The sequence below is a fragment of the Subtercola frigoramans genome (assembly GCF_016907385.1).
Taxonomy (GTDB): Bacteria; Actinomycetota; Actinomycetes; order Actinomycetales; family Microbacteriaceae; genus Subtercola; species Subtercola frigoramans.
On sequence record NZ_JAFBBU010000001.1, the window covers coordinates 657,073 to 674,972 of the forward strand.

The following is a 17,900-nucleotide window of genomic DNA, read 5'->3' on the forward strand; positions in this document are numbered from 1 at the left end:
CCCTCTTATAGCTCCAGCGCGCGCAGCCAGACCGTCGTGTCGGCGGGCAGAACGGCCTCGTCGACGGGGTCGCTGGCGAGCAGGAGTTCGCCGAGAACCTCGACCGGAAGCTCGACAGGCATCGCACCGGTGTTCGAGATCACGGTGATGTCGCCGTTGCGGAAGGCCAGAACGTCGTCTCCGAAGCCGAGGTCGGTGATCCACGCGACGGCACCCATGCCGAGCTTGCTCTCGGCGCGCAGAGAGAGCGCGAGCTTGTACAGCTCGAGCGTCGAACCGGCGACTCCCGACTGCTGGTCACGGGCGTAGCCGTCCCAGCCGGCCGGCTGGGGCAGCCAGCTCGCGTCTGCTGGCCCGAAGCCGTAGCTCGGGGTGTTCGCCTCCCACGGGATGGGTACGCGGCAGCCGTCGCGGCCGTAACGCTCGCCGTTCGTGCGGAACCATGTCGGGTCCTGCCGGGCCTCGTCGGGCAGGTCGATGGCTTCAGGCAGGCCGAGTTCTTCGCCCTGGTAAATATAGGCGCTGCCGGGCAGGGAGAGCATTACAGCGGTGGCTGCCCTGGCTTTGCGCAGCCCGTCGGCCGGGTCGGGGATGCCCACCGACTTCGGTCCGATGCCGTCGCCCTGCAGGTGCCCGGGAGCCAGCGCGAGGCGAGTGGCGTGCCGAACGACGTCGTGGTTCGAGAGCACCCAGGTGCTCGGTGCGCCGACGGTGGCGAACGCGGCGATCGATGTGTCGATCACGATCCGCAGTTCTTCGGCCGACCAGTTCGCCGAGAGGTAGGTGAAGTTGAAGGCCTGGTGCATCTCGTCGTCGCGTACCCAGTGCGCGAGCTTGTGCAGGGGCTCGACCCACGCTTCAGCGCACAGCACGCGTTCGCCGTCGTACTCGCCCAGCACCTTGTTCCAGTCGCGGTAGATCTCGTGGACCCCCTCCTGTGCCCAGTAGGGAGGTGTTGGTGCGTCGATCGGGTCGGCGATCTCCGGAGTCAGGGGAACGGCACCGCCACCCATGCTCCCGGCCTCGGCAGAAGGCGTGTAGTCGGGCAGACCTTCTTCTTTGATGAGCCCGTGCGCAACATCCACTCTGAAGCCGTCTGCGCCCCGGTCGAGCCAGAACCGCAGGATGTCGCGGAACTGTGCCCGCACCCACTCGTTCTCCCAGTTGAGGTCGGGCTGGCTGATGTCGAAGATGTGCAGGTACCACTGGCCGGGCGTGCCGTCAGGATTGGTGATGCGCGACCACATCGGGCCGCCGAAGACCGACTCCCAGTTGTTGGGTGCGATGTCGCCGTTCGGGCCGAGCCCGTCGCGAAAGACATAGCGATCGCGCTCAGGACTGCCCTCGGGGCTGGCGATTGCGGCTTTGAACCATTCGTGGTCCCAGGAGGTGTGGTTCGGAACCAGGTCGACGATCACCTTGATGCCGAGTGCGTGGCTCTCAGCCAGGAGTGTGTCGAAGTCGGCGAGTGTGCCGAACAGAGGGTCGACATCGCAGTAGTTCGCCACGTCGTAGCCCGCGTCATGCTGGGGCGACGTGAAGAAGGGTGACAGCCAGATGGCGTCGATGCCGAGCTCGAGAAGGGCCGGAAGCCGGCTCGTGATGCCCGCCAGGTCGCCGATGCCGTCGCCGTCGGAGTCGGCGAACGAGCGCGGATAGATCTGGTAGATCACCGCGGAACGCCACCATTCGCTGCCGGTGGTCACCGCTGTTTTGCGGTCGAGGCCGGCGAAAGTCAGCGTTTCGTTGGGGTCGCCGATGTCGGGAGTCAGATCGGTTGTCATGCTAAAACCCTAATGCGAGTCACGCGGCGCTTTTGCGCCTCCCGCAGATGCTATTCTCTTACGGTGCCAAAAGCCGCCGGATGTTCGGCTGCTCAGACGCGCCCCCTTAGCTCATTGGTAGAGCACTTCCTTGGTAAGGAAGAGGTAGTGGGTCCGATTCCCACAGGGGGCTCCCGGCTCCTTTTGTCTCGTGAGAGACTGGGGGCCTTGGCGGGGTAGCTCAGTTGGTTAGAGCACACGGCTCATAATCGTGGGGTCGCGGGTTCAAGTCCCGCTCCCGCTACGAAGCCCTCGAGATCTCGCCGTCTCGGGGGCTTCTTTCGTTCTTTCTGCAGGCCTTCGACGCGAGCAATCGATCTGCTAGGCCGGCTCGAGCCTCACCGAGCCCCCGCCCCGCCCTCCGCCATTCGTTGTCCCAACTTCCATTGCTCACCAGTCCACAATCCAACACAAGTTGGTACACCTACCCCGCAGGAGCGCCATGCCGAGACACGCGGGTGCGCCTCGCGGTACTCCGGCGATTCGGGATTTGAGTCTGACTCGTCTGGGCCGCTGCGTCCCGACGTTCCCGCGCCATTTGCGGTAGCCCTCGTCGTCTTAAGCGCTCTCGCTGTTGCGACGCTCATTTGGCGAGTCGTCGTAGTAGTCAGGACTCGAAAGAGAGCGAATCCCTGATGTTCAGGTCGCGCAAGGGCCGGGTTCCGAGCGTTCAATCTCTCGGTGTCGCGGATCTCGATGAACTCCGCGCCGACTTAGACCGCCGACCCATTGAGGCCAGGTTTCACTAATTCTTCGACCATGGCAATCAGGTCGGGCACACGCTGCGATGCGGCACCCCAAACGATCGAGTCGTCGATGGTTGTGTAGCCGTGTGCCAACACGTTCCGCAATCCGATGATGCGGTACACTTTGGGTGTCAGCTGCGCCGTTTCCGGGTCAGCGCTACGCAGGCTTCTCAGTGCCTCGCCGATGATCCCGAGCTGTCGATCAATTGCAGAACGTCGAAGTTCATCCTGTGCGTAGGCATCGGAGTCGAGTCCCGCTATGAACTCAGCAATGCGGGCGGCCGCGTTGCGAACATCCCAGAGGAGCGCGGCAGACTCAGGCCGGATACACGTCCTGCGCGCTCGAAGCCGCAGAAGCGGCGAAGTAGGGATTCCGCACAGCCTTCTCCATGACGAGATCGACGTTGCGCCCGAGCAGAAGTTCGAGGTCTTCTTTGAGCGAGTTGACGTGGCAGCCTACGTGCTCAGGTGCTCGTGGAGGGCCTCGACGCCGAAGCGGTAGCCCGTCACGCCGGCTCCGACGATGACGGCGATCGCCACTTCTGAGAGGTACGAGAAGTGACGGAAGTCCTCGCGCCGATGCACGTTGGAGAGATGGATCTCGACCATCGGCAGCTCGGAGGCCTGCACGGCGTCGCGCAGCGAGACCGAGGTGTGGGTCAGCCCGCCAGCGTTCAGCAGCACGCCGACGTGGGTGGTTCGCGCCCTGTGCAGGGCGTCGATGAGTTCGCCTTCGTGGTTGCTCTGCAGGGCATCCACTTCGTAGCCGAATTCGTGCGCGCTCGACGTCACAAGGCGCTCCACGTCGGCAAGCGTCTGAGTGCCATAGATGAGTGGCTCACGCGTGCCGAGCATGTTGAGGTTCGGCCCGTTCAGCAGCAGGATGCGCGGGGCAGGCGCGGTGGGCGATGTGGGCGTCATGGAGGACAGACTGCTTTCTACTGGCAGACCGCACCGATGGCGGTGAAGGAGGTCTGGACGGCGACGCCATCGACCTGGATCGCGCTGCTGCCGACACTCGGGTCGGCGACATAGGCCTGGATGTCGGCAATGAGGTTCTCGAGGTCGCCGTAGGCGGTCGATGCCGTCTGCAGCACGACGGGGTTGGTGATCGTGCCGAGGGCGGTGCCGAAGTCGGTCGACAAATTCTGCAGGGCGTTCACCGCGCCAGCCGGGTCGGACTGCAGGGACGAGAAGCTGTTGCTGAGTGCGCTCGCCGAATCGGAAACCTGTGTGTTCAGAATCGTGCAGGCCTCGGCTACGGACTGGGTGGAGGCGTCGGAGCCACCCGCGCTCGGGTCGTCGGTGGGCAGCGTCAGGTCGGTGGGGATCAGAGACGACAGGGCCTGGCTCTGGTCGAGGCCCGCCTTGACGACGGCAGCCCCTGTGGCCAGAGCGACGACGAGAACGATCCCCACGATGATGCCAGCGAGAATACCCGCGTACCCGAGGATCACCCCGGCAAGCGCAAGGCCACGCCCCTTCTCGCCGGTCTTCTTGATCTGGCTGAGCGCCAGGTGACCGGTGATGACGGCAACGAGCGAGAGCACGAACGCACTGACCAGCGAGACGATTGCCAGCACGTTGTACTTCTGGTTCGCCGGCACTGGGCTCGGCGGTTGGGTACCGAATGGCGGGCCCGGCGGAACGCTTGGTGTCGGCACAGTCGGCGATACGGATGAGGTCGGCGGCACAGGCGGAGTTGGGGGCCTAGGGGGAGGCGTTTCCATGCTCATGTCGTGCTCCTCGAATCATCGCGGGTCGAACTACCCGTCAGCGGCGCAGGGATTCACCGGCGCCACCGGGAGCGCGTGCCCGTCGCTGGGAGGTGCGGCACCGAATCCATCGTGTCGATCCGACACCCGGCTCCGTGTGCTTCACCCCAGACAGAAGGGTGCGGCGCTTCTCTCTCAATCTAGTGGTGTCAAGCCGATTCGGCCCCAGGTGCGAGCGCCTGCCGTGCAGGAGCAGAATGGAAGACGAGGTACACCGAAGTGCCCATGGAGAATGAGCCTGTTGTGAAGAGAGACGCTGATCGCCTGCAGGCATCACGGGTGCTCGAGATCGCCCGTGCAGACCCGGGCGCCCTCGATGCGCTCGAGGCCGCCTATTCCGGCCGCTTCGCTGTCATGGATGCCCTGTGGTGGTCCGCGCATCCGCTCACCCGCGCGCCAAGCGGCGCGCTCGACCCGGCCATGGCTCTGCCCGCCGCTCGCGCTGCAGCGTATTCGCGAGAGGCATCGTCGTCTCCGATTGTCGAGATCGATGACCCGGCTACCGGCGAGACGCTGGCAGTGACGCGCGCAGAAGCAGAACTGATCGGGCTTGAGGAGCAACTGGATGCCGACCGGCGGGCCCTCGGCGACGCCATCGAGTCGTGTCGACCGCACCTCGAGGAGGTCGAGTCGCGGCTCCAGGAGCTGGCGCTGCCGGCACCCACCCTCGAGGCGGCTCATCGGCCGGGGACGCGCGCAGACGGGGGAACAATCGCGGGGTCCATCGGCGTGACCACCTCTGCTCGCCACGGCTTCGGTGGCCGTATGGCCGGAGCTGACACCGATGCGGAGGGGTCAGACGAGCATCCGGATGCCCGGATCTCGGCCTCGGCGTGGCGCAGGAGGTCCATGATCTGGATGTCGGCGGCAGTGACGATGACCGTACTCCTGCTCGTCGGCGTCGTGCTGGTCGTTGCTCAGCAGGCGGGATCGCTCGGCGGCACCACAGCCGTCGGCTCTGCCGGCACGGGCGGCGACTCTGCAGCGACACCACCGCCGACTGCAGTGGCCGGCGCGAGCCTCGGGCTGACGATCTTCGAAGACCCCACTCTCGCCCCATCGATCCCTCCGGCCAACATCGACCCGTACTACAAGCCGGATTCGCTGCGCCTCCTGGGTGTCGCAGACTCCGACCTGACCGTCTACGCCGTCGAGAACCGCATCAACCAACCGTGCCTGCTCGCTGTCTACACCGATGGAACCCAGAGTGCGACGTGCGTGACGAAAGACGAGTTCGCATCGATGGGAATCGAACTGCGCATCACGAGCCTGAATGCCCGCAAAGGCTCCGACACCTACCCGTACCGCTCTGGCGCACATGATGTGGTGTTCTGGAACCCCGACGGTTCGTATGGCGTGAGTTCGAGCCCGGTCCCGTCGAGGGACAGTTCGAGCTATGGGGTGAACCCGCAGCAGGCCCCGACTCCGCAGCCGACGCCCACTCCCGCCGACGGATGAGTCGCCGCCGCCACCGAGCTGATCGTTAGACTTGCGTGGTGCCAATCAACCCAGATCTCGCGGGCCGGGTGTTCGAGAAGACCTCCCCGTACCTCGTCGGGCGTGAGAAGGTCCGCGAGTTCGCTCGAGCGGTCTTCTCGACCAGCCCGCTCAACTTCGACGTCGACGCGGCCAGGGCGGCGGGGTACAGCGATGTGGTGGCTCCGCCCACCTTCGCTGTCATCCTGCAGCAGCTCACGCTCGATCAGCTGCTTGCCGACCCCGATGCCGGTATCGACTTCTCACGCGTGGTGCACGGCGACCAGCGGTTCACGCAGACGCGGCCGATCGTCGCCGGCGACGAACTCACGGCCACACTCACCATCGCCAGCGTCAAGACGCTCGGGGGCAACTCCATGGTCACCTCAGAATCACGCATCGAAGATGCGGCAGGCGCGCACGTTGTGACCGCAATCTCCACCCTCGTCGTCAGGGGTGACGAATGAGCGTCATCACCCCGGCCGATTTCGCCGCGCTCGCCGTGGGCGATGTCGTCGCAGAACGCCAGTTCACCCTCACCCGTGACTCGCTCGTGAGGTATGCCGGCGCGTCAGGCGACTTCAATACGATCCACTATCGCGATGACATTGCGAGGTCTGTCGGCCTCGAGGGCGTTCTCGCCCACGGCATGCTCACGATGGGCTTCGCGATCCAGCCCGTGCTCGAGTGGCTCGGTGACCCTGCGCTCATCGACGACTACCAGGTGCGCTTCACCCGCCCGGTCTACGTCGACGGCGAAACCGGTGCCGAGGTGTCGGTCTCGGCGAAGATCGGGCAGCTCGATGCCGAAGCCGGCACCGCCCGCGTCGACCTCGTCGTCACCGCGGCCGGCCAGACCGTGCTCGGCAAGTCCCAGATCCGCATCCACGCCCCGGTGGCAGCGCTTCAGGCCCCATGATCGAAGAAACCACCGACACCGCTCTCGCGCCGCTCACCACGCTGCGCGTCGGGGGGGTGGCTGCGCGGCTCGTGACGGCGTCTGACCGTGAGAGCCTCATCGAAGCGAGCCTTCATGCGTGGCACGACGGCGACGAGTGGATGATCCTCGGCGGCGGCTCGAACGTGGTCGTCTCCGACGACGGTTTCGCGGGCACGGTCATCCGCGTCGCCTCGCGCGGCATCATCGTGACCGAAGCGGTGCCGGGCGACCCGCCCGCGTCCGTTCGCCTGCTGGTGCAGGCGGGTGAACCGTGGGACGACGTCGTGCGCTACGCGGTCGAGCGCGGGTTCAGCGGAATCGAGGCGCTCTCGGGCATTCCCGGTTCGACGGGTGCCGCGCCGATCCAGAATATCGGCGCGTACGGCCAGGAGATCGCTTCATCCCTCACCGGCGTCGAGTTTCTCGACTACGACACCGAAGAGGTGCAGTGGCTCGGGGCGAACGAGCTGGGTTTCGGGTACCGCACGAGCGTCTTCAAGGCAGGCCGTCGTGGTGTCGTGCTCGCCGTCGGGCTGCGACTGCACGTCGACGCAGAATCGAGCGGGAGCGCGAGTGCCAGCACTGCCACCGGCGCCGGGCCAGACTCCCTCGGCCGGCCGATCGAGTACGGCCAGCTCGCAACCGCACTCGGCGTTCAGCCCGGCGATCGGGTCGCCGTGGGGCTGGTTCGTGACGCGGTGCTTCGACTCCGGGCATCCAAAGGCATGATTCTCGACGCGAGCGACCCCGATTCGGTCAGCGCCGGTTCGTTCTTCACCAACCCCATCGTGAGCGAGGCCTTCGCGCGCACGCTTCCCTCCGACGCGCCGCGCTGGCTGGTCGAGCCTGAGGCTGCTCCCGTCGTGAGGGCGCTGGGCGAGGAGCCGGAGCCTGAGGTCTTCAGCACCCATGTCACCCCACCGGGCGGCTACCCGGTGAAGCTCAGCGCTGCCTGGCTGATCGAGCACGCCGGAATCGCCCGCGGGTTCGCGATTCCCGGCTCCCGGGCGGCCATCTCGGGCAAACACACGCTCGCGCTGACGAACCGCGGCAGTGCGACGGCAGCCGAGATCGCCGAACTGGCGCGCTTTGTGCAGTGGCGGGTGCAGGCCGAGTTCGGTGTGAATCTCTCGCCCGAGCCGGTCTTTGTCGGGTTCGACGCCGAGCAGGCGAACGACCTGTAACGGCCCGTCGGCCGCTGTGACGCGCGCCAGACGTTCGACCAGAATCGCCGGTTGTGACCCGCGCAGCCCCTCAGATCAACCCGAGCTCCATCGCCCGCGTCACGGCCCGCGTGCGGTCGGTCACGGTCAGCTTCTCGAAGGTGTGCTGCAGGTGCGTCTTCACCGTCGCTTCGCCGATGACCAGCGTTCGGGCGATCTCGGGGTTGCTGTTGCCGGCCGCGACGAGCCTGAGCACGTCGAGCTCCCGGGCGCTCAGTTTCGGAACAGGCGCGCGGTCTTCGCGCATCCTCTGCACGAGCAGGGAGGCGATCGAGGGCGCCAGCACGGTCTGACCGGCTGCGACGGCCCGCACTCCCGCGAGGATCTCCTCTGGCGGCGCCGCCTTCACCAGGTATCCGCTGGCCCCCGCTTCGATCGCCAGCAGAATGTCGTCGTCTGTCTCATAGGTCGTCAATACGAGCACCCGGATGCCCGTCGATTCCGCCACGATGCGAGCCGTTGCTTCGGCTCCGCTGAGCCCGGGCATTCGGAGGTCCATGACCACGAGGTCAGGCCTGAGGCTCAACGCGAGCACAACGGCTTCGAGGCCATTCACCGCTTCGCCGACGACCTCCACGTCGACTGCTGATTCGAGAAGCGCCACTACCCCGGCACGAACGATCGGATGATCGTCGGCGACCACCACGCGGATCACGAGGCCACTCTCTCTGCGAGCGACGGCAGGGAGACCGTCAGTTCGACCCCACCCTGGGAGGAGGGCCCGATCGCGAGTTCGCCGCCGAGCAGGGCAAGCCGCTGCTGCATGCCGCTCAGGCCGAACCCGTCGTCGAGCGGGCGCGAGGGGTCGATGCCCGTTCCGTCGTCACCGACCGAGAGAACGATCCGGTGCCGCACGCCGTCCGAAGGCGCGAGCGCCACAGAGGGGTGGCCGCCCGCACTTCCGGTTGTCGTCAGACGCATGACCACCCGCGACGCGTGGGAGTGCTTCCGCACGTTCGCCAGCGCCTCCTGCGCCGATCTCAGCAGCACCACCTCGACCTCGTTCGGTTCGGGGTGGTACCCCTCGGTATTCAGGGAGATGGTGACACCCGTCTCGCGGGTGAACCGGGCGTTGAGGCGGCCGAGCGCGGCCGGCAGGCCGCCATCCACCGCCACGGGCGTGCCGGCGGCGACGAGCGCACGGGTTTCGACGAGTGCCTCGCGGGCGATGTCTTCGATGAGGGTCAGGTCGAGCTTCACGGAGGGCTGATCATCCGTCACCGCCCGCGAAGCGCGCTGGGCCACCATCACCAGTCCGGTGAGGCTCTGGGCGATCGTGTCGTGTATCTCGCCGGCCAGCCGTTCGCGCTCGCTCAGAATGCCGCTGTCGCGGTTCAGTACCGCGAGCTCGTGCTGGGTCGCCTGGAGCTCGGCCAGGAGTCGGGTGTTCTCCTGCCCCTGCCCCAGTGCAAACGAGAACCAGAGACCGAGGGCGAGGCTGAAGAGCAGGGAGATCGCTTCGATGGTGATCGCCTGCACGATGGCCTGCGGGGAGGTGCCGGTCGAGAACAGAAACCCGAGCGTCACGGCAACGGCGAGAATGACGTTGAGCACGATCGCGCGGCGAAGCGGGTCGACAGTGAACCAGATGATCGGGAAGGTGATGGCCTGCAGGGTGGCCAGGGATGGATTGAACCCCACGCCGACGCTGGTGCAGACGATTGCCAGGAGGGGAAAGCCGAGCGCCCGGAGGCTGGTGCGGTGGCACTCGTCGTCGTCGAGGAGGAACCCTCGCCAGCCGAAGAGAACGTAGCCGAGCGCGAGTACGAGCAGGCAGACCCAGGCGCCGATCGCTGTGGTGGGAGATTCGGCGAAGTCGGTGGCAGCGACGGCCGCCATCGCGGCGAGGGTGACCCCCACCGCGATGTGCCACCAGCTGAATCTGTTCACTCAGCTATCTTTGCGGATCCAGCGGAACGTCACGCGGCACACCACGAGCCCGGCGACCAGCCAGACCAGCAGTGCAATGGCGACGCCAGCCAGGTTCCAGGCTCCGCCGCTCTCGACGGTGGCGAACGATTCGGGCAGGAAGACCGCCCGCATGCCCTGTGCCATCCACTTCAGAGGGAAGAGGCTGGCGACGCTCTGCAGCCAGTCCGGCAGCAGCGCGAACTGCAGGTAGACCCCGGAGATGAACTGCAGGATGAGCACGGGCGGAATGATCACGGCGGTGGCGCTGCGGCCTGTGCGGGGCAACCTCGAGATGGCGATGCCCAGCACCGCCGAGGTGGCGATTCCGAGCAGATAGACCCAGGCGAAGGTCATCCACTTGGCCAGGTCGGTGGGCAGCGCGACGTCGAAGGCGAAACGGGCCACCAGCAGTAGCAGCCCGATCTGCAGCAACGACGTCACGAAGACCTGGCCCATCTTGCCGAAGAAGTACGAGAGCACTGGCAGGGGTGTGCCGCCGAGTCGTTTCAGGGTGCCGTCGCTGCGTTCCATCGCGATGTCGACGCCGAGGTTCTGAACGCCACTGAGCAGGATGCCCGCGGCGATCATTCCCGGCAGGTAGAACGCGGCCTGGCTGATGCCGCCGGTGCCATCGGGGTTGGTGCCGATGTTGCCCATGCCCTGGAAGGCCACGGAGAAGATCGAGAGCATGATGACCGGGAAGAGAAAGGTGAAGAAGAGGGTGTCGGTCTGGCGGAAGTAGACCTTCGTCTCGTAGCCGATTCGGTTGGCGCCGAGGCGGATGGTGCGCGCGAGGCCGAATGACGGGTTGCCGGGTCTGGCGCTCGGGGTGCGAAGCGTTGTGGTGGTCATGCGAGTCCGTTCTCCTTCGAGGAGGTGCCGGCGATGGCGGCTTCGGTGGTGAGGGTGTTTGCCGCGACCCTGGCCGACGATTCGCCGTGCGAGGCCGGGCCTGAGTCGGCGACCAGTCCGAGATAGATGTCTTCGAGGCTCGGTCGTACGACCTCGAGGTTCTGGGGTTCGCCGATGCGCCGCACAAGGTCGGCGACCGTCGCCCCCGGATCGTGGGACCGGACTTCGCGCGACACGCCGTTCTCGAGCCAACGCACAATGGGTACGCGCGCTTCAGCCGAGCCCAGGGAGCCGACGGGCCCGATGTCGATGAGCTTCCCGCCAGCCACCACGGCGGCCCGGTCGCTCAGCTGGGCGGCTTCATCGAGGTAGTGCGTCGTCAGCAGGATGGTCGTTCCCTCCCGTTTGAGCTCATGAATCAGTTCCCAGAACTGGCGTCTCGCCTCCGGGTCGAATCCTGTGGTGGGTTCGTCGAGAAACAGCAATTCGGGTCTGCCGATGACACCCAGCGCCACGTCGACCCTTCGCCGTTGGCCGCCCGAGAGGTTCTTGATCCGGGTGCCGGCCTTCTCTTCGAGCCCGACGGCTGCGATGACGTCGTTGACGCTCCGTGCGTTCGGATAGAAGCCGGCGAACTGGGTGAGCTGCTCGCGCACGGTCACGTTTCCACTCTCACCTGAACTCTGCAGCACAATGCCCAGGCGGGCCTTCCACTCGAGCCCGCCGTGCTGCGGGTCGACCCCCAGCACGCGCGCCTCACCGCCGCTGCGGTCACGGTACCCCTCGAGAATCTCGATCGTGGTGCTCTTGCCTGCGCCGTTCGGGCCCAGCAGCGCGAAGGTCTCTCCTCGCTCGATGTCGAAGGTCACCCCATCCAGCGCGGCGAAGGCTCCATAGGACTTGGTGAGGTTCTGCACGCTCACGGCGATGTCTGTTGAAGTCATGTACCCATCGTGCCCACACGCCAGCTCCAGCAACAGCCACCAGTTCACCTATTTGGCCCTCCCCCGATCGGGGGATGGACACGGTGTGCTGGTCTTGGGATCATTCACGCAGAGAGGGATTTCTGTGGGCTTCCACATCTTCGGGCTGGGCGAATGTGAAGGAGACGGGGCGCGATGGCTACGGAGCCCGGCCTGCTTGGGGGTGCAGACCTGGTCTCCGAAGAGGAGATCCAGCGGCGCGTCGACTTTGCCGACGCTGCCCTCGCCCTCGTCAGGTGCGACGCCGGTGACTTGCGTCACCGCGTTCTCGTGCGAAAGGTCGCGTCGGGCGGGATCTCTGCAGATGAGGCCGTCGCGATCACCGCGGCCCGTGTCGGTGCGTCTATCGGCGACCCCGAGCTCACGGTGGGCTCGGGCGATGATGAGTATGAGATCCCCGGGTCCAGCACCCTGCGCAATCGCCTGGTCTCGCCGAGCCACCCATACGGGATCGACGACAGCGACGAGTTCCGGCGAATCGAGAGGGAGATCTCTCGCATCCGCCTGGTGGAACTCGCGGCTGAGCCGGTCAGGGGCCACCTGGACTATGACCACATGAAACACATCCATCGCCGGATTTTCGGAGACGTCTTCCTCTGGGCGGGGCGCGAGCGAGTCGACCCTTCGTCGATCGTGCGCTTTGCTCCCGATGCCGTGCACTTCGAACCGGGCGACAATACTGCTCCGCCGATGAAATACAGGTACTTTGCCGGGTCAGACATTGCCGAAGCCTGCTCTGTCGTGTACGCGCAACTTCACGAACTCCGCGCGCGAAAAGATCTCGGCAGGGCGGGAATCCTCGACCTCATGGCCGAACTGGCGGGTGAGATCCAGACCATCCACGCCTTCAGGGACGGCAACTCCCGCACGGTGTATGTCTTCGCGCTCCAGTTCTTCGAGGAGATCGGCTATCCCGCCGACCCCAGCCAGTTCCTGAAGAACTCAGAACTCCGGGACCGAATGATCCATGCGCGTTTTCAGAATCACGCGACAGGCAGGCATGAGGCCTACTTCCGAACGTTCGACGCACTGCTCGCCACGTAGCAAGACAGTCGCGCCAATCGATCTCATGACCAGCGTGGCTCGACGGAATCGTGCATGACCACCCTCACGTGAACAGGCGCTGAAGGCGCGATACTCCCTCGGCGAGGGCCTCGTCGCTCAGCGCGTACGACAACCGCAGGAACCCGCTCGGCCCGAATGCCTCACCGGGAATCACCGCGACCTCGACCTGCTCGAGAATCAGGTCGGCCAACTCGAGCGAGGTCGTCGGCGTGACCCCGCCCCATTCGCGGTTCAGCAGGCCCGTCACATCGGGGTACACGTAGAACGCGCCCTCGGGCGTCGGGGTATGGATGCCCGGAATCGCGTTGAGCCCGGCCACGATCGTCTTGCGGCGGCGGTCAAACGCCAGTCGCATCTCCTCGACGGCGGTCTGCGGGCCGGTCAGTGCCGCAAGGGCCGCGCGCTGCGAGATGTTCGAGACGTTCGACGAAAGGTGAGACTGCAGGTTTCCGGCCGCCTTGATGGCATCGGCCGGGCCGACCATCCATCCCACTCGCCATCCGGTCATGGCGTACGTCTTGGCGACGCCGTTGACCAGGATCGTGCGGTCGGCAAGCGCGGGCACGGCCTCGACGATCGACACCGCCTTCACGCCGTCGTAAGTCAGGTTCTGGTAGATCTCGTCCGAGATCACCCAGAGGCCGTGCTCGTCGGCCCATTCGCCGATCGCCTTCGTCTGCTCGGGTGAGTACACCGCTCCGGTGGGGTTCGACGGCGAGACGAACAGCAGAACCTTCGTTCGGTCGGTGCGTGCCGCTTCGAGCTGCTCCACGGTGACGAGGTACCCCTGGTCGCTCCCGGCGAAGACGTCGACCATCACACCGCCAGCGAGGGCGATGGCCTCGGGGTAGGTGGTCCAGTACGGCGACGGCACGAGTACCTCATCGCCCGGGTCGAGCAGCGTCGCGAACGATTGGTAGACAGCCTGCTTGCCACCGTTCGTGACGATCACCTGTGCGGGGCTCACTTCGAGCCCACTGTCCCGCAGGGTCTTCGCCGCGATGGCCTCGCGCAACTCGGGGAGCCCGACGGCCGGCGTGTACTTGTGGTTCTTCGGGTCGCGCGCTGCAGCGACGGCAGCCTCGACGACGAAATCGGGCGTGGGAAAGTTGGGTTCGCCCGCGGCGAAGCTGATGACCGGCCGGCCCGCAGCCTGAAGCGCCTTGGCCTTCGCGTCGACCTTGAGGGTCGCTGACTCGGCAATGGAGGAGATGCGGTGCGAGATTCTGGCGCGTTCAGTCACCAGGCAAGTTTAGAGCACGACAGTCCCGAGTCCTCGGGCAACCGGATGATCGGCGAGCCAGTGATCAGACGATCTTCGAGTTCTGGTCGAGGCGGTGCCAAGTGCGGTTGTGGTACACCAAGGGGTGCGCCTGAGACGCGTCGGCAGCCTCGTCGCCCGGCTCCGGTGCGTGCGTCTCCAGGGCCTGCACCGCGACCACAGTCGAGCCGCCGGCTTCCATCTGGTTGACGATCCGGCCCCGGATCCACGCGTGTGCAGCCGGAAAATAGGGCTCACCAGTCGGTAGTCTCTTCCAGATGTTCGTGTCCGCGAAGCGGTCGATGCCGCTCGTTGCGCCGAGTTTCGCGATGTCGAGCTGGTCGGCACCCAGGAGATGAACCACCACCGTGTCGGCGCTCCGAATCGTGGGGGCACTCGACGACAGCTCCGAGACGGAGAAGACCAACAGGGGCGGCGCGGCGCTGACGGAGAATACGCTGCTCGCTGTCATGGCGACCGGGCCGTCGCCAGCGTCGGCGGTGATCACGGCGACGCCAGCCGGGTGATTCCGGAACGCTGCTTTGAATTCGTCAGGAGAAACAGCCTCTGCACTCGGGTGCTGAACGAGATTGTGTTCGCTCACCACCTCATGCTGGGCCGACTCGCTCCCGTCGACCTGATGTTCGACCGGGTTCGGCACCTGTGTATCGCTCATTGTCACTCCTGGGCCTGTTGTCGTACGCGGCCGCTGCCAGCCTAAGTCGCCCCGTGTTTCATCGGAATTTCGCCGTAACAGTGTTGCGGTCTCGCCATCCACCAGGAACGAAGCCCGGCCTGTCACCTGCTACGTCGTGAGAACGACCTTGCCGATGTGTGACGACGATTCGAGGAGTCGATGGGCTTCCGCAGCCTCAGCCAGAGGTATGCGGGCGAAGATCACTGGTTTGACCTCGCGCGATTCGATCAGGGGCCAGACGTTCTCCCGAAGACTCGACACAATTGCACCTTTGGCGGCAGCGGAGCGTGCCCGCAGGCTCGTCGCGTGGATCGTGCCACGTTTCATCATCAGTGGGCCGAAATTCAGGAGGCCGGGGGTTCCCCCCAGGTTTCCGATGTTGAGGAGATGGCCGTCCATGGCCAGGGCACGCACGTTGCGTTCAAGGTACGAGCCGCCGATCGAATCGAGGATTACGTGGGCGCCGGGGCCCTCAGCCTTGAGTCGACCCACAAAGTCCTCCGTCTTGTAGTTGATGAGGATCTCGGCGCCGAGTTTACGGCAGGCGTCGAGTTTCGCAGCCGATCCTGCAGTGACGGCCACCCTCGCGCCACGCGCCCGCGCCAGTTGGATCGCCATGGTTCCGATGCCGCTCGAGCCGCCGTGCACCAGAAGCGTCTCGCCTGCCCGAAGATCGGCCAGCAGGAACACGTTCGACCAGACGGTGGCTGCGACCTCGACCAGACCGGCTGCGTCGACCAGTGAGACGGTTGAAGGAACGGGAAGCACCTGTTCGACAGGCACGCTCACACGTTCGGCGTAGCCGCCTCCAGAGAGCAGGGCACACACTTCATCACCGACCGCGAATTCGCTCACCTCGTGGCCGAGGGCGGCGACGGTGCCGGAGACCTCCAGCCCCGGCCATTCCGGCGCGCCCTTCGGCGCTGGGTAGTTGCCCTCGCGTTGGCTGACGTCTGCGCGGTTGACCCCGGCAGCAGCGACCTCGATGAGCACGTCACGGGGGCCGACGGGGGGTTCAGGTACCTCGCTCAGCTCGAGCACTTCTGGCCCACCGAATGACGAGATGACAACAGCTTTCATGGTTCCACGGTATCTCGCGCCGGGCGAGTTCACCCTCAGCCGCCTTGGCATCTTTGCGGTCGACTTCGAAGTGACTTACACTAGGTGAAGGTAGTTGAAATCTGCCATGCTTTTTCATGCCCATTTTCAGTTCCCAGCGTCTTCTGGCGCGAGGCGCTGAGGGTGGGTGTAACAAAGCGTGCTGATGCTTCTCCGTGCGGCAACACTGTTGAGTGTGACAGGGTTGTCTCATCCTTAGGGTGGTGGCTCAATTGGTAGAGCAGCGGTCTCCAAAACCGCAGGTTGCAGGTTCGAGTCCTGTCCGCCCTGCAAATCAGCGCGGGCGTTTGCCCGTGTTGATCGTGGCCGAAAGGCTGGTCGTGGCTCACGAAGTGAAATCACGCACGTTGGGAACTCACGGTTCCGGGCGTGGCGCGAAATAGCTTCACTGCTGCGATTCCTGGGGCCAGTTTGTGAAAGGTACTAACGGTGGCACGAAAGATAGTCGACGAACCCAGTGAGGCAGTCGTCGAACGCGCCAAGACAGATCGGGCAGCCAAGCGCAACCCGTTCTCGCGTCTCGTTCTTTTCATCAGGCAGGTCCTCGCAGAACTTAAGAAGGTCGTCACTCCGACCCGCAAAGAGCTGATCAGTTACACGCTTGTCGTCCTCGTCTTCGTCGTCATCATGATGGCGCTGGTATCAGGGCTCGACTTCGTCTTCAGCTGGTTGGCCGTCTTCGTGTTCGGTGATCCGGGAACCAGCCCAATCGGCTCGTAGGGTTCCCTTTCGGTTCACCTTTCAGCAACAGAAATGGAACGTATTTAGTGTCTAAGTCAAACCGCGACGATCTCGATCTCGGCGCTGCTCGTGAGCAGTCAAGCGAGGTCGAAGAGGCTCAAGAGGGCGACAACATCGAAATCGAGTCGCCGACCGACCTCGATGCACTTCTGGCAGCCATTGATGGCGGGACCGGCGAAGAGCACTTCGACTCCGAAGACGTCATCGACATCGAGGCCGACGCTGAGGTGAACGAAGCGCTCGACCCCGACAGTGCTGACGACACCGAGGCAGCGCTCGAAGCCATCGAAGACGAAGAAGAGATCGACGGCGCCGAGACCGACGCAGAAGACGACGACTTCATCTCCGATTCCGTGGTGACTGCCGACAGTGAAGGTGAACTCGAACTCGAGGCCGAGCTTGCTGAGGCGGCCGAGGTCGACCCCTACGAAGCGTTCCGCACCGAACTCCGATTCATGCCGGGCAAGTGGTACGTCATCCACTCCTACGCGGGCTTCGAGAAGCGCGTCAAGCAGAACATCGAGAGCCGCAAGAGCTCCATGGGCATGGAGGACTACGTCTACCAGGTCGAGGTCCCGATGGAAGACGTCGTCGAGATCAAGAACGGCCAGCGCAAGCTGGTCACTCGTGTGCGTATCCCCGGGTACGTGCTCGTTCGAATGGACCTCAACGAAGACAGCTGGTCTGTTGTGCGCCACACTCCGGGCGTTACCGGGTTCGTGGGCAACTCGCACAACCCGACGCCGCTTCGTTTCGAAGAGGCTTTCTCCATGCTGAAGAGCCTCGTGGAGATCATCGAAGCGCCCGTGGCGAAGGCCGGCGGGGCGAAGGGCGGCAAGGCCGTCTCCCGTTCGATCCCTGCAGAGATCGACTTCGAGATCGGCGAGACCATCACCATCAAGGAGGGCTCGTTCGCAGGCCTCCCCGGCACGATCAGCGAGATCAAGCCCGAGAGCGGCAAGCTCACGGTTCTGGTCTCCCTGTTCGAGCGCGAGACCCCGGTCGAGCTCAGCTTCGACCAGGTCACCAAGCTGTAGCTGCAAACAACGCTGGTTGAGTAGCGGCGCAGCCGCGTATCGAAACCACAAACGGAGCCCGTCGTTCTCTACGATGGGCTCCGTTCGTTAACGATGGCGTCGATGATCTTCTCAAGCCATTCGCGAGCGGCCGAGATATCAGGCAGCACGGCGGTCTGGTTGTCCAAAATGGGCGCCGAATTGAACAAGTTCCCGGTCGATCCCCTTGCGTGTGTGTGCGTGTGCATCGATCTCAGGGTCGGACACTTCTC

General features: G+C 65.0%; 18 protein-coding genes and 3 tRNA genes. 10 read left to right on the forward strand and 11 right to left on the reverse strand.

The annotated features are described in order from the left end of the window. Nucleotides 1–5: 5 nt before the first annotated feature. Nucleotides 6–1,784 (reverse strand): glycoside hydrolase family 13 protein, encoded by a 1,779-nt coding sequence (locus tag JOE66_RS03170; RefSeq protein ID WP_205106698.1) that lies wholly within the window; start codon nucleotides 1,782–1,784, stop codon nucleotides 6–8. Between the two features lie 100 nt (nucleotides 1,785–1,884). Between JOE66_RS03170 and JOE66_RS03175 the strand changes: the two genes are divergently transcribed. Then, nucleotides 1,885–1,956: transfer RNA gene (locus tag JOE66_RS03175), tRNA-Thr, on the forward strand. A 37-nt stretch (nucleotides 1,957–1,993) separates the two neighbouring features. Next, nucleotides 1,994–2,067: transfer RNA gene (locus tag JOE66_RS03180), tRNA-Met, on the forward strand. Nucleotides 2,068–2,536: 469 nt separating this feature from the next. Here JOE66_RS03180 and JOE66_RS17765 read toward each other — a convergent pair. The 3 genes from JOE66_RS17765 to JOE66_RS03195 are packed head-to-tail and all read right to left on the reverse strand — an operon-like array spanning nucleotide 2,537 to nucleotide 4,305. After that, on the reverse strand, nucleotides 2,537–2,968 hold the full coding sequence (locus JOE66_RS17765; protein ID WP_205111554.1) for a HepT-like ribonuclease domain-containing protein: 432 nt from the start codon (nucleotides 2,966–2,968) through the stop codon (nucleotides 2,537–2,539). A 57-nt stretch (nucleotides 2,969–3,025) separates the two neighbouring features. After that, a complete protein-coding gene (aroQ, locus tag JOE66_RS03190) occupies nucleotides 3,026–3,490 on the reverse strand; it encodes a type II 3-dehydroquinate dehydratase (RefSeq protein ID WP_205106700.1) in 465 nt (154 codons plus the stop codon). Between the two features lie 17 nt (nucleotides 3,491–3,507). Beyond that, nucleotides 3,508–4,305 (reverse strand): DUF4190 domain-containing protein, encoded by a 798-nt coding sequence (locus JOE66_RS03195; protein WP_205106702.1) that lies wholly within the window; start codon nucleotides 4,303–4,305, stop codon nucleotides 3,508–3,510. Between the two features lie 282 nt (nucleotides 4,306–4,587). Here JOE66_RS03195 and JOE66_RS03200 point away from each other — a divergent pair, with 282 nt between their 5' ends. The 4 genes from JOE66_RS03200 to JOE66_RS03215 are packed head-to-tail and all read left to right on the forward strand — an operon-like array spanning nucleotide 4,588 to nucleotide 7,944. Next, nucleotides 4,588–5,802 carry a hypothetical protein gene (locus JOE66_RS03200; protein ID WP_205106704.1) on the forward strand — a complete coding sequence of 405 codons (1,215 nt, stop codon included), beginning with the start codon at nucleotides 4,588–4,590 and terminating at the stop codon, nucleotides 5,800–5,802. 38 nt (nucleotides 5,803–5,840) lie between these two features. Next, entirely contained in the window at nucleotides 5,841–6,287 is a 447-nt protein-coding gene (locus JOE66_RS03205) for an FAS1-like dehydratase domain-containing protein (RefSeq protein WP_205106706.1), read from the forward strand. Further along, the gene (locus tag JOE66_RS03210) at nucleotides 6,284–6,739 is read left to right on the forward strand and encodes a MaoC family dehydratase (RefSeq protein WP_205106708.1); all 456 of its coding nucleotides are present in this window, start codon (nucleotides 6,284–6,286) and stop codon (nucleotides 6,737–6,739) included. The genes JOE66_RS03205 and JOE66_RS03210 overlap by 4 nt, the downstream gene beginning before the upstream one ends. Further along, nucleotides 6,736–7,944 (forward strand): UDP-N-acetylmuramate dehydrogenase, encoded by a 1,209-nt coding sequence (locus tag JOE66_RS03215; protein ID WP_205106710.1) that lies wholly within the window; start codon nucleotides 6,736–6,738, stop codon nucleotides 7,942–7,944. The genes JOE66_RS03210 and JOE66_RS03215 overlap by 4 nt, the downstream gene beginning before the upstream one ends. 70 nt (nucleotides 7,945–8,014) lie before the next feature. On the opposite strand, the gene JOE66_RS03220 is transcribed toward JOE66_RS03215, so the two are convergent. Genes JOE66_RS03220 through JOE66_RS03235 form a run of 4 tightly spaced genes read right to left on the reverse strand, consistent with a single transcriptional unit; the run spans nucleotide 8,015 to nucleotide 11,690 of the window. Next, nucleotides 8,015–8,638: a response regulator gene (locus JOE66_RS03220; protein WP_205106712.1), complete on the reverse strand. Its 624-nt coding sequence runs from the start codon at nucleotides 8,636–8,638 to the stop codon at nucleotides 8,015–8,017. Next, nucleotides 8,635–9,873 carry a sensor histidine kinase gene (locus JOE66_RS03225; protein WP_205106714.1) on the reverse strand — a complete coding sequence of 413 codons (1,239 nt, stop codon included), beginning with the start codon at nucleotides 9,871–9,873 and terminating at the stop codon, nucleotides 8,635–8,637. Before JOE66_RS03225 ends, JOE66_RS03220 begins: the two co-directional genes overlap by 4 nt. Continuing rightward, on the reverse strand, nucleotides 9,874–10,746 hold the full coding sequence (locus tag JOE66_RS03230; RefSeq protein ID WP_205106716.1) for an ABC transporter permease: 873 nt from the start codon (nucleotides 10,744–10,746) through the stop codon (nucleotides 9,874–9,876). Continuing rightward, nucleotides 10,743–11,690 (reverse strand): ABC transporter ATP-binding protein, encoded by a 948-nt coding sequence (locus tag JOE66_RS03235; protein WP_205106718.1) that lies wholly within the window; start codon nucleotides 11,688–11,690, stop codon nucleotides 10,743–10,745. The genes JOE66_RS03230 and JOE66_RS03235 overlap by 4 nt, the downstream gene beginning before the upstream one ends. 174 nt (nucleotides 11,691–11,864) lie before the next feature. On the opposite strand from JOE66_RS03235, the gene JOE66_RS03240 reads away from it, so the two are divergent. Next, a complete protein-coding gene (locus JOE66_RS03240) occupies nucleotides 11,865–12,773 on the forward strand; it encodes a Fic family protein (protein WP_205106720.1) in 909 nt (302 codons plus the stop codon). Nucleotides 12,774–12,837: 64 nt separating this feature from the next. Here JOE66_RS03240 and JOE66_RS03245 read toward each other — a convergent pair whose 3' ends face one another. The 3 genes from JOE66_RS03245 to JOE66_RS03255 all read right to left on the reverse strand — a co-directional run bounded on the left by JOE66_RS03245 (nucleotide 12,838) and on the right by JOE66_RS03255 (nucleotide 15,832). After that, nucleotides 12,838–14,037, reverse strand: coding sequence for a pyridoxal phosphate-dependent aminotransferase (locus JOE66_RS03245; protein WP_205106722.1), 1,200 nt, complete (start codon nucleotides 14,035–14,037; stop codon nucleotides 12,838–12,840). Between the two features lie 64 nt (nucleotides 14,038–14,101). Then, the gene (locus JOE66_RS03250) at nucleotides 14,102–14,731 is read right to left on the reverse strand and encodes a flavin reductase family protein (RefSeq protein ID WP_205106724.1); all 630 of its coding nucleotides are present in this window, start codon (nucleotides 14,729–14,731) and stop codon (nucleotides 14,102–14,104) included. Nucleotides 14,732–14,860: 129 nt separating this feature from the next. Next, on the reverse strand, nucleotides 14,861–15,832 hold the full coding sequence (locus JOE66_RS03255) for an NAD(P)H-quinone oxidoreductase (protein ID WP_205106726.1): 972 nt from the start codon (nucleotides 15,830–15,832) through the stop codon (nucleotides 14,861–14,863). Between the two features lie 236 nt (nucleotides 15,833–16,068). Between JOE66_RS03255 and JOE66_RS03260 the strand changes: the two genes are divergently transcribed. The 3 genes from JOE66_RS03260 to nusG all read left to right on the forward strand — a co-directional run bounded on the left by JOE66_RS03260 (nucleotide 16,069) and on the right by nusG (nucleotide 17,649). Beyond that, nucleotides 16,069–16,141: transfer RNA gene (locus JOE66_RS03260), tRNA-Trp, on the forward strand. A 159-nt stretch (nucleotides 16,142–16,300) separates the two neighbouring features. Next, nucleotides 16,301–16,591: a preprotein translocase subunit SecE gene (gene secE, locus JOE66_RS03265; protein WP_205106728.1), complete on the forward strand. Its 291-nt coding sequence runs from the start codon at nucleotides 16,301–16,303 to the stop codon at nucleotides 16,589–16,591. A gap of 47 nt (nucleotides 16,592–16,638) precedes the next feature. Continuing rightward, the gene (gene nusG / locus JOE66_RS03270; protein ID WP_205106731.1) at nucleotides 16,639–17,649 is read left to right on the forward strand and encodes a transcription termination/antitermination protein NusG; all 1,011 of its coding nucleotides are present in this window, start codon (nucleotides 16,639–16,641) and stop codon (nucleotides 17,647–17,649) included. Nucleotides 17,650–17,900: the final 251 nt, after the last annotated feature.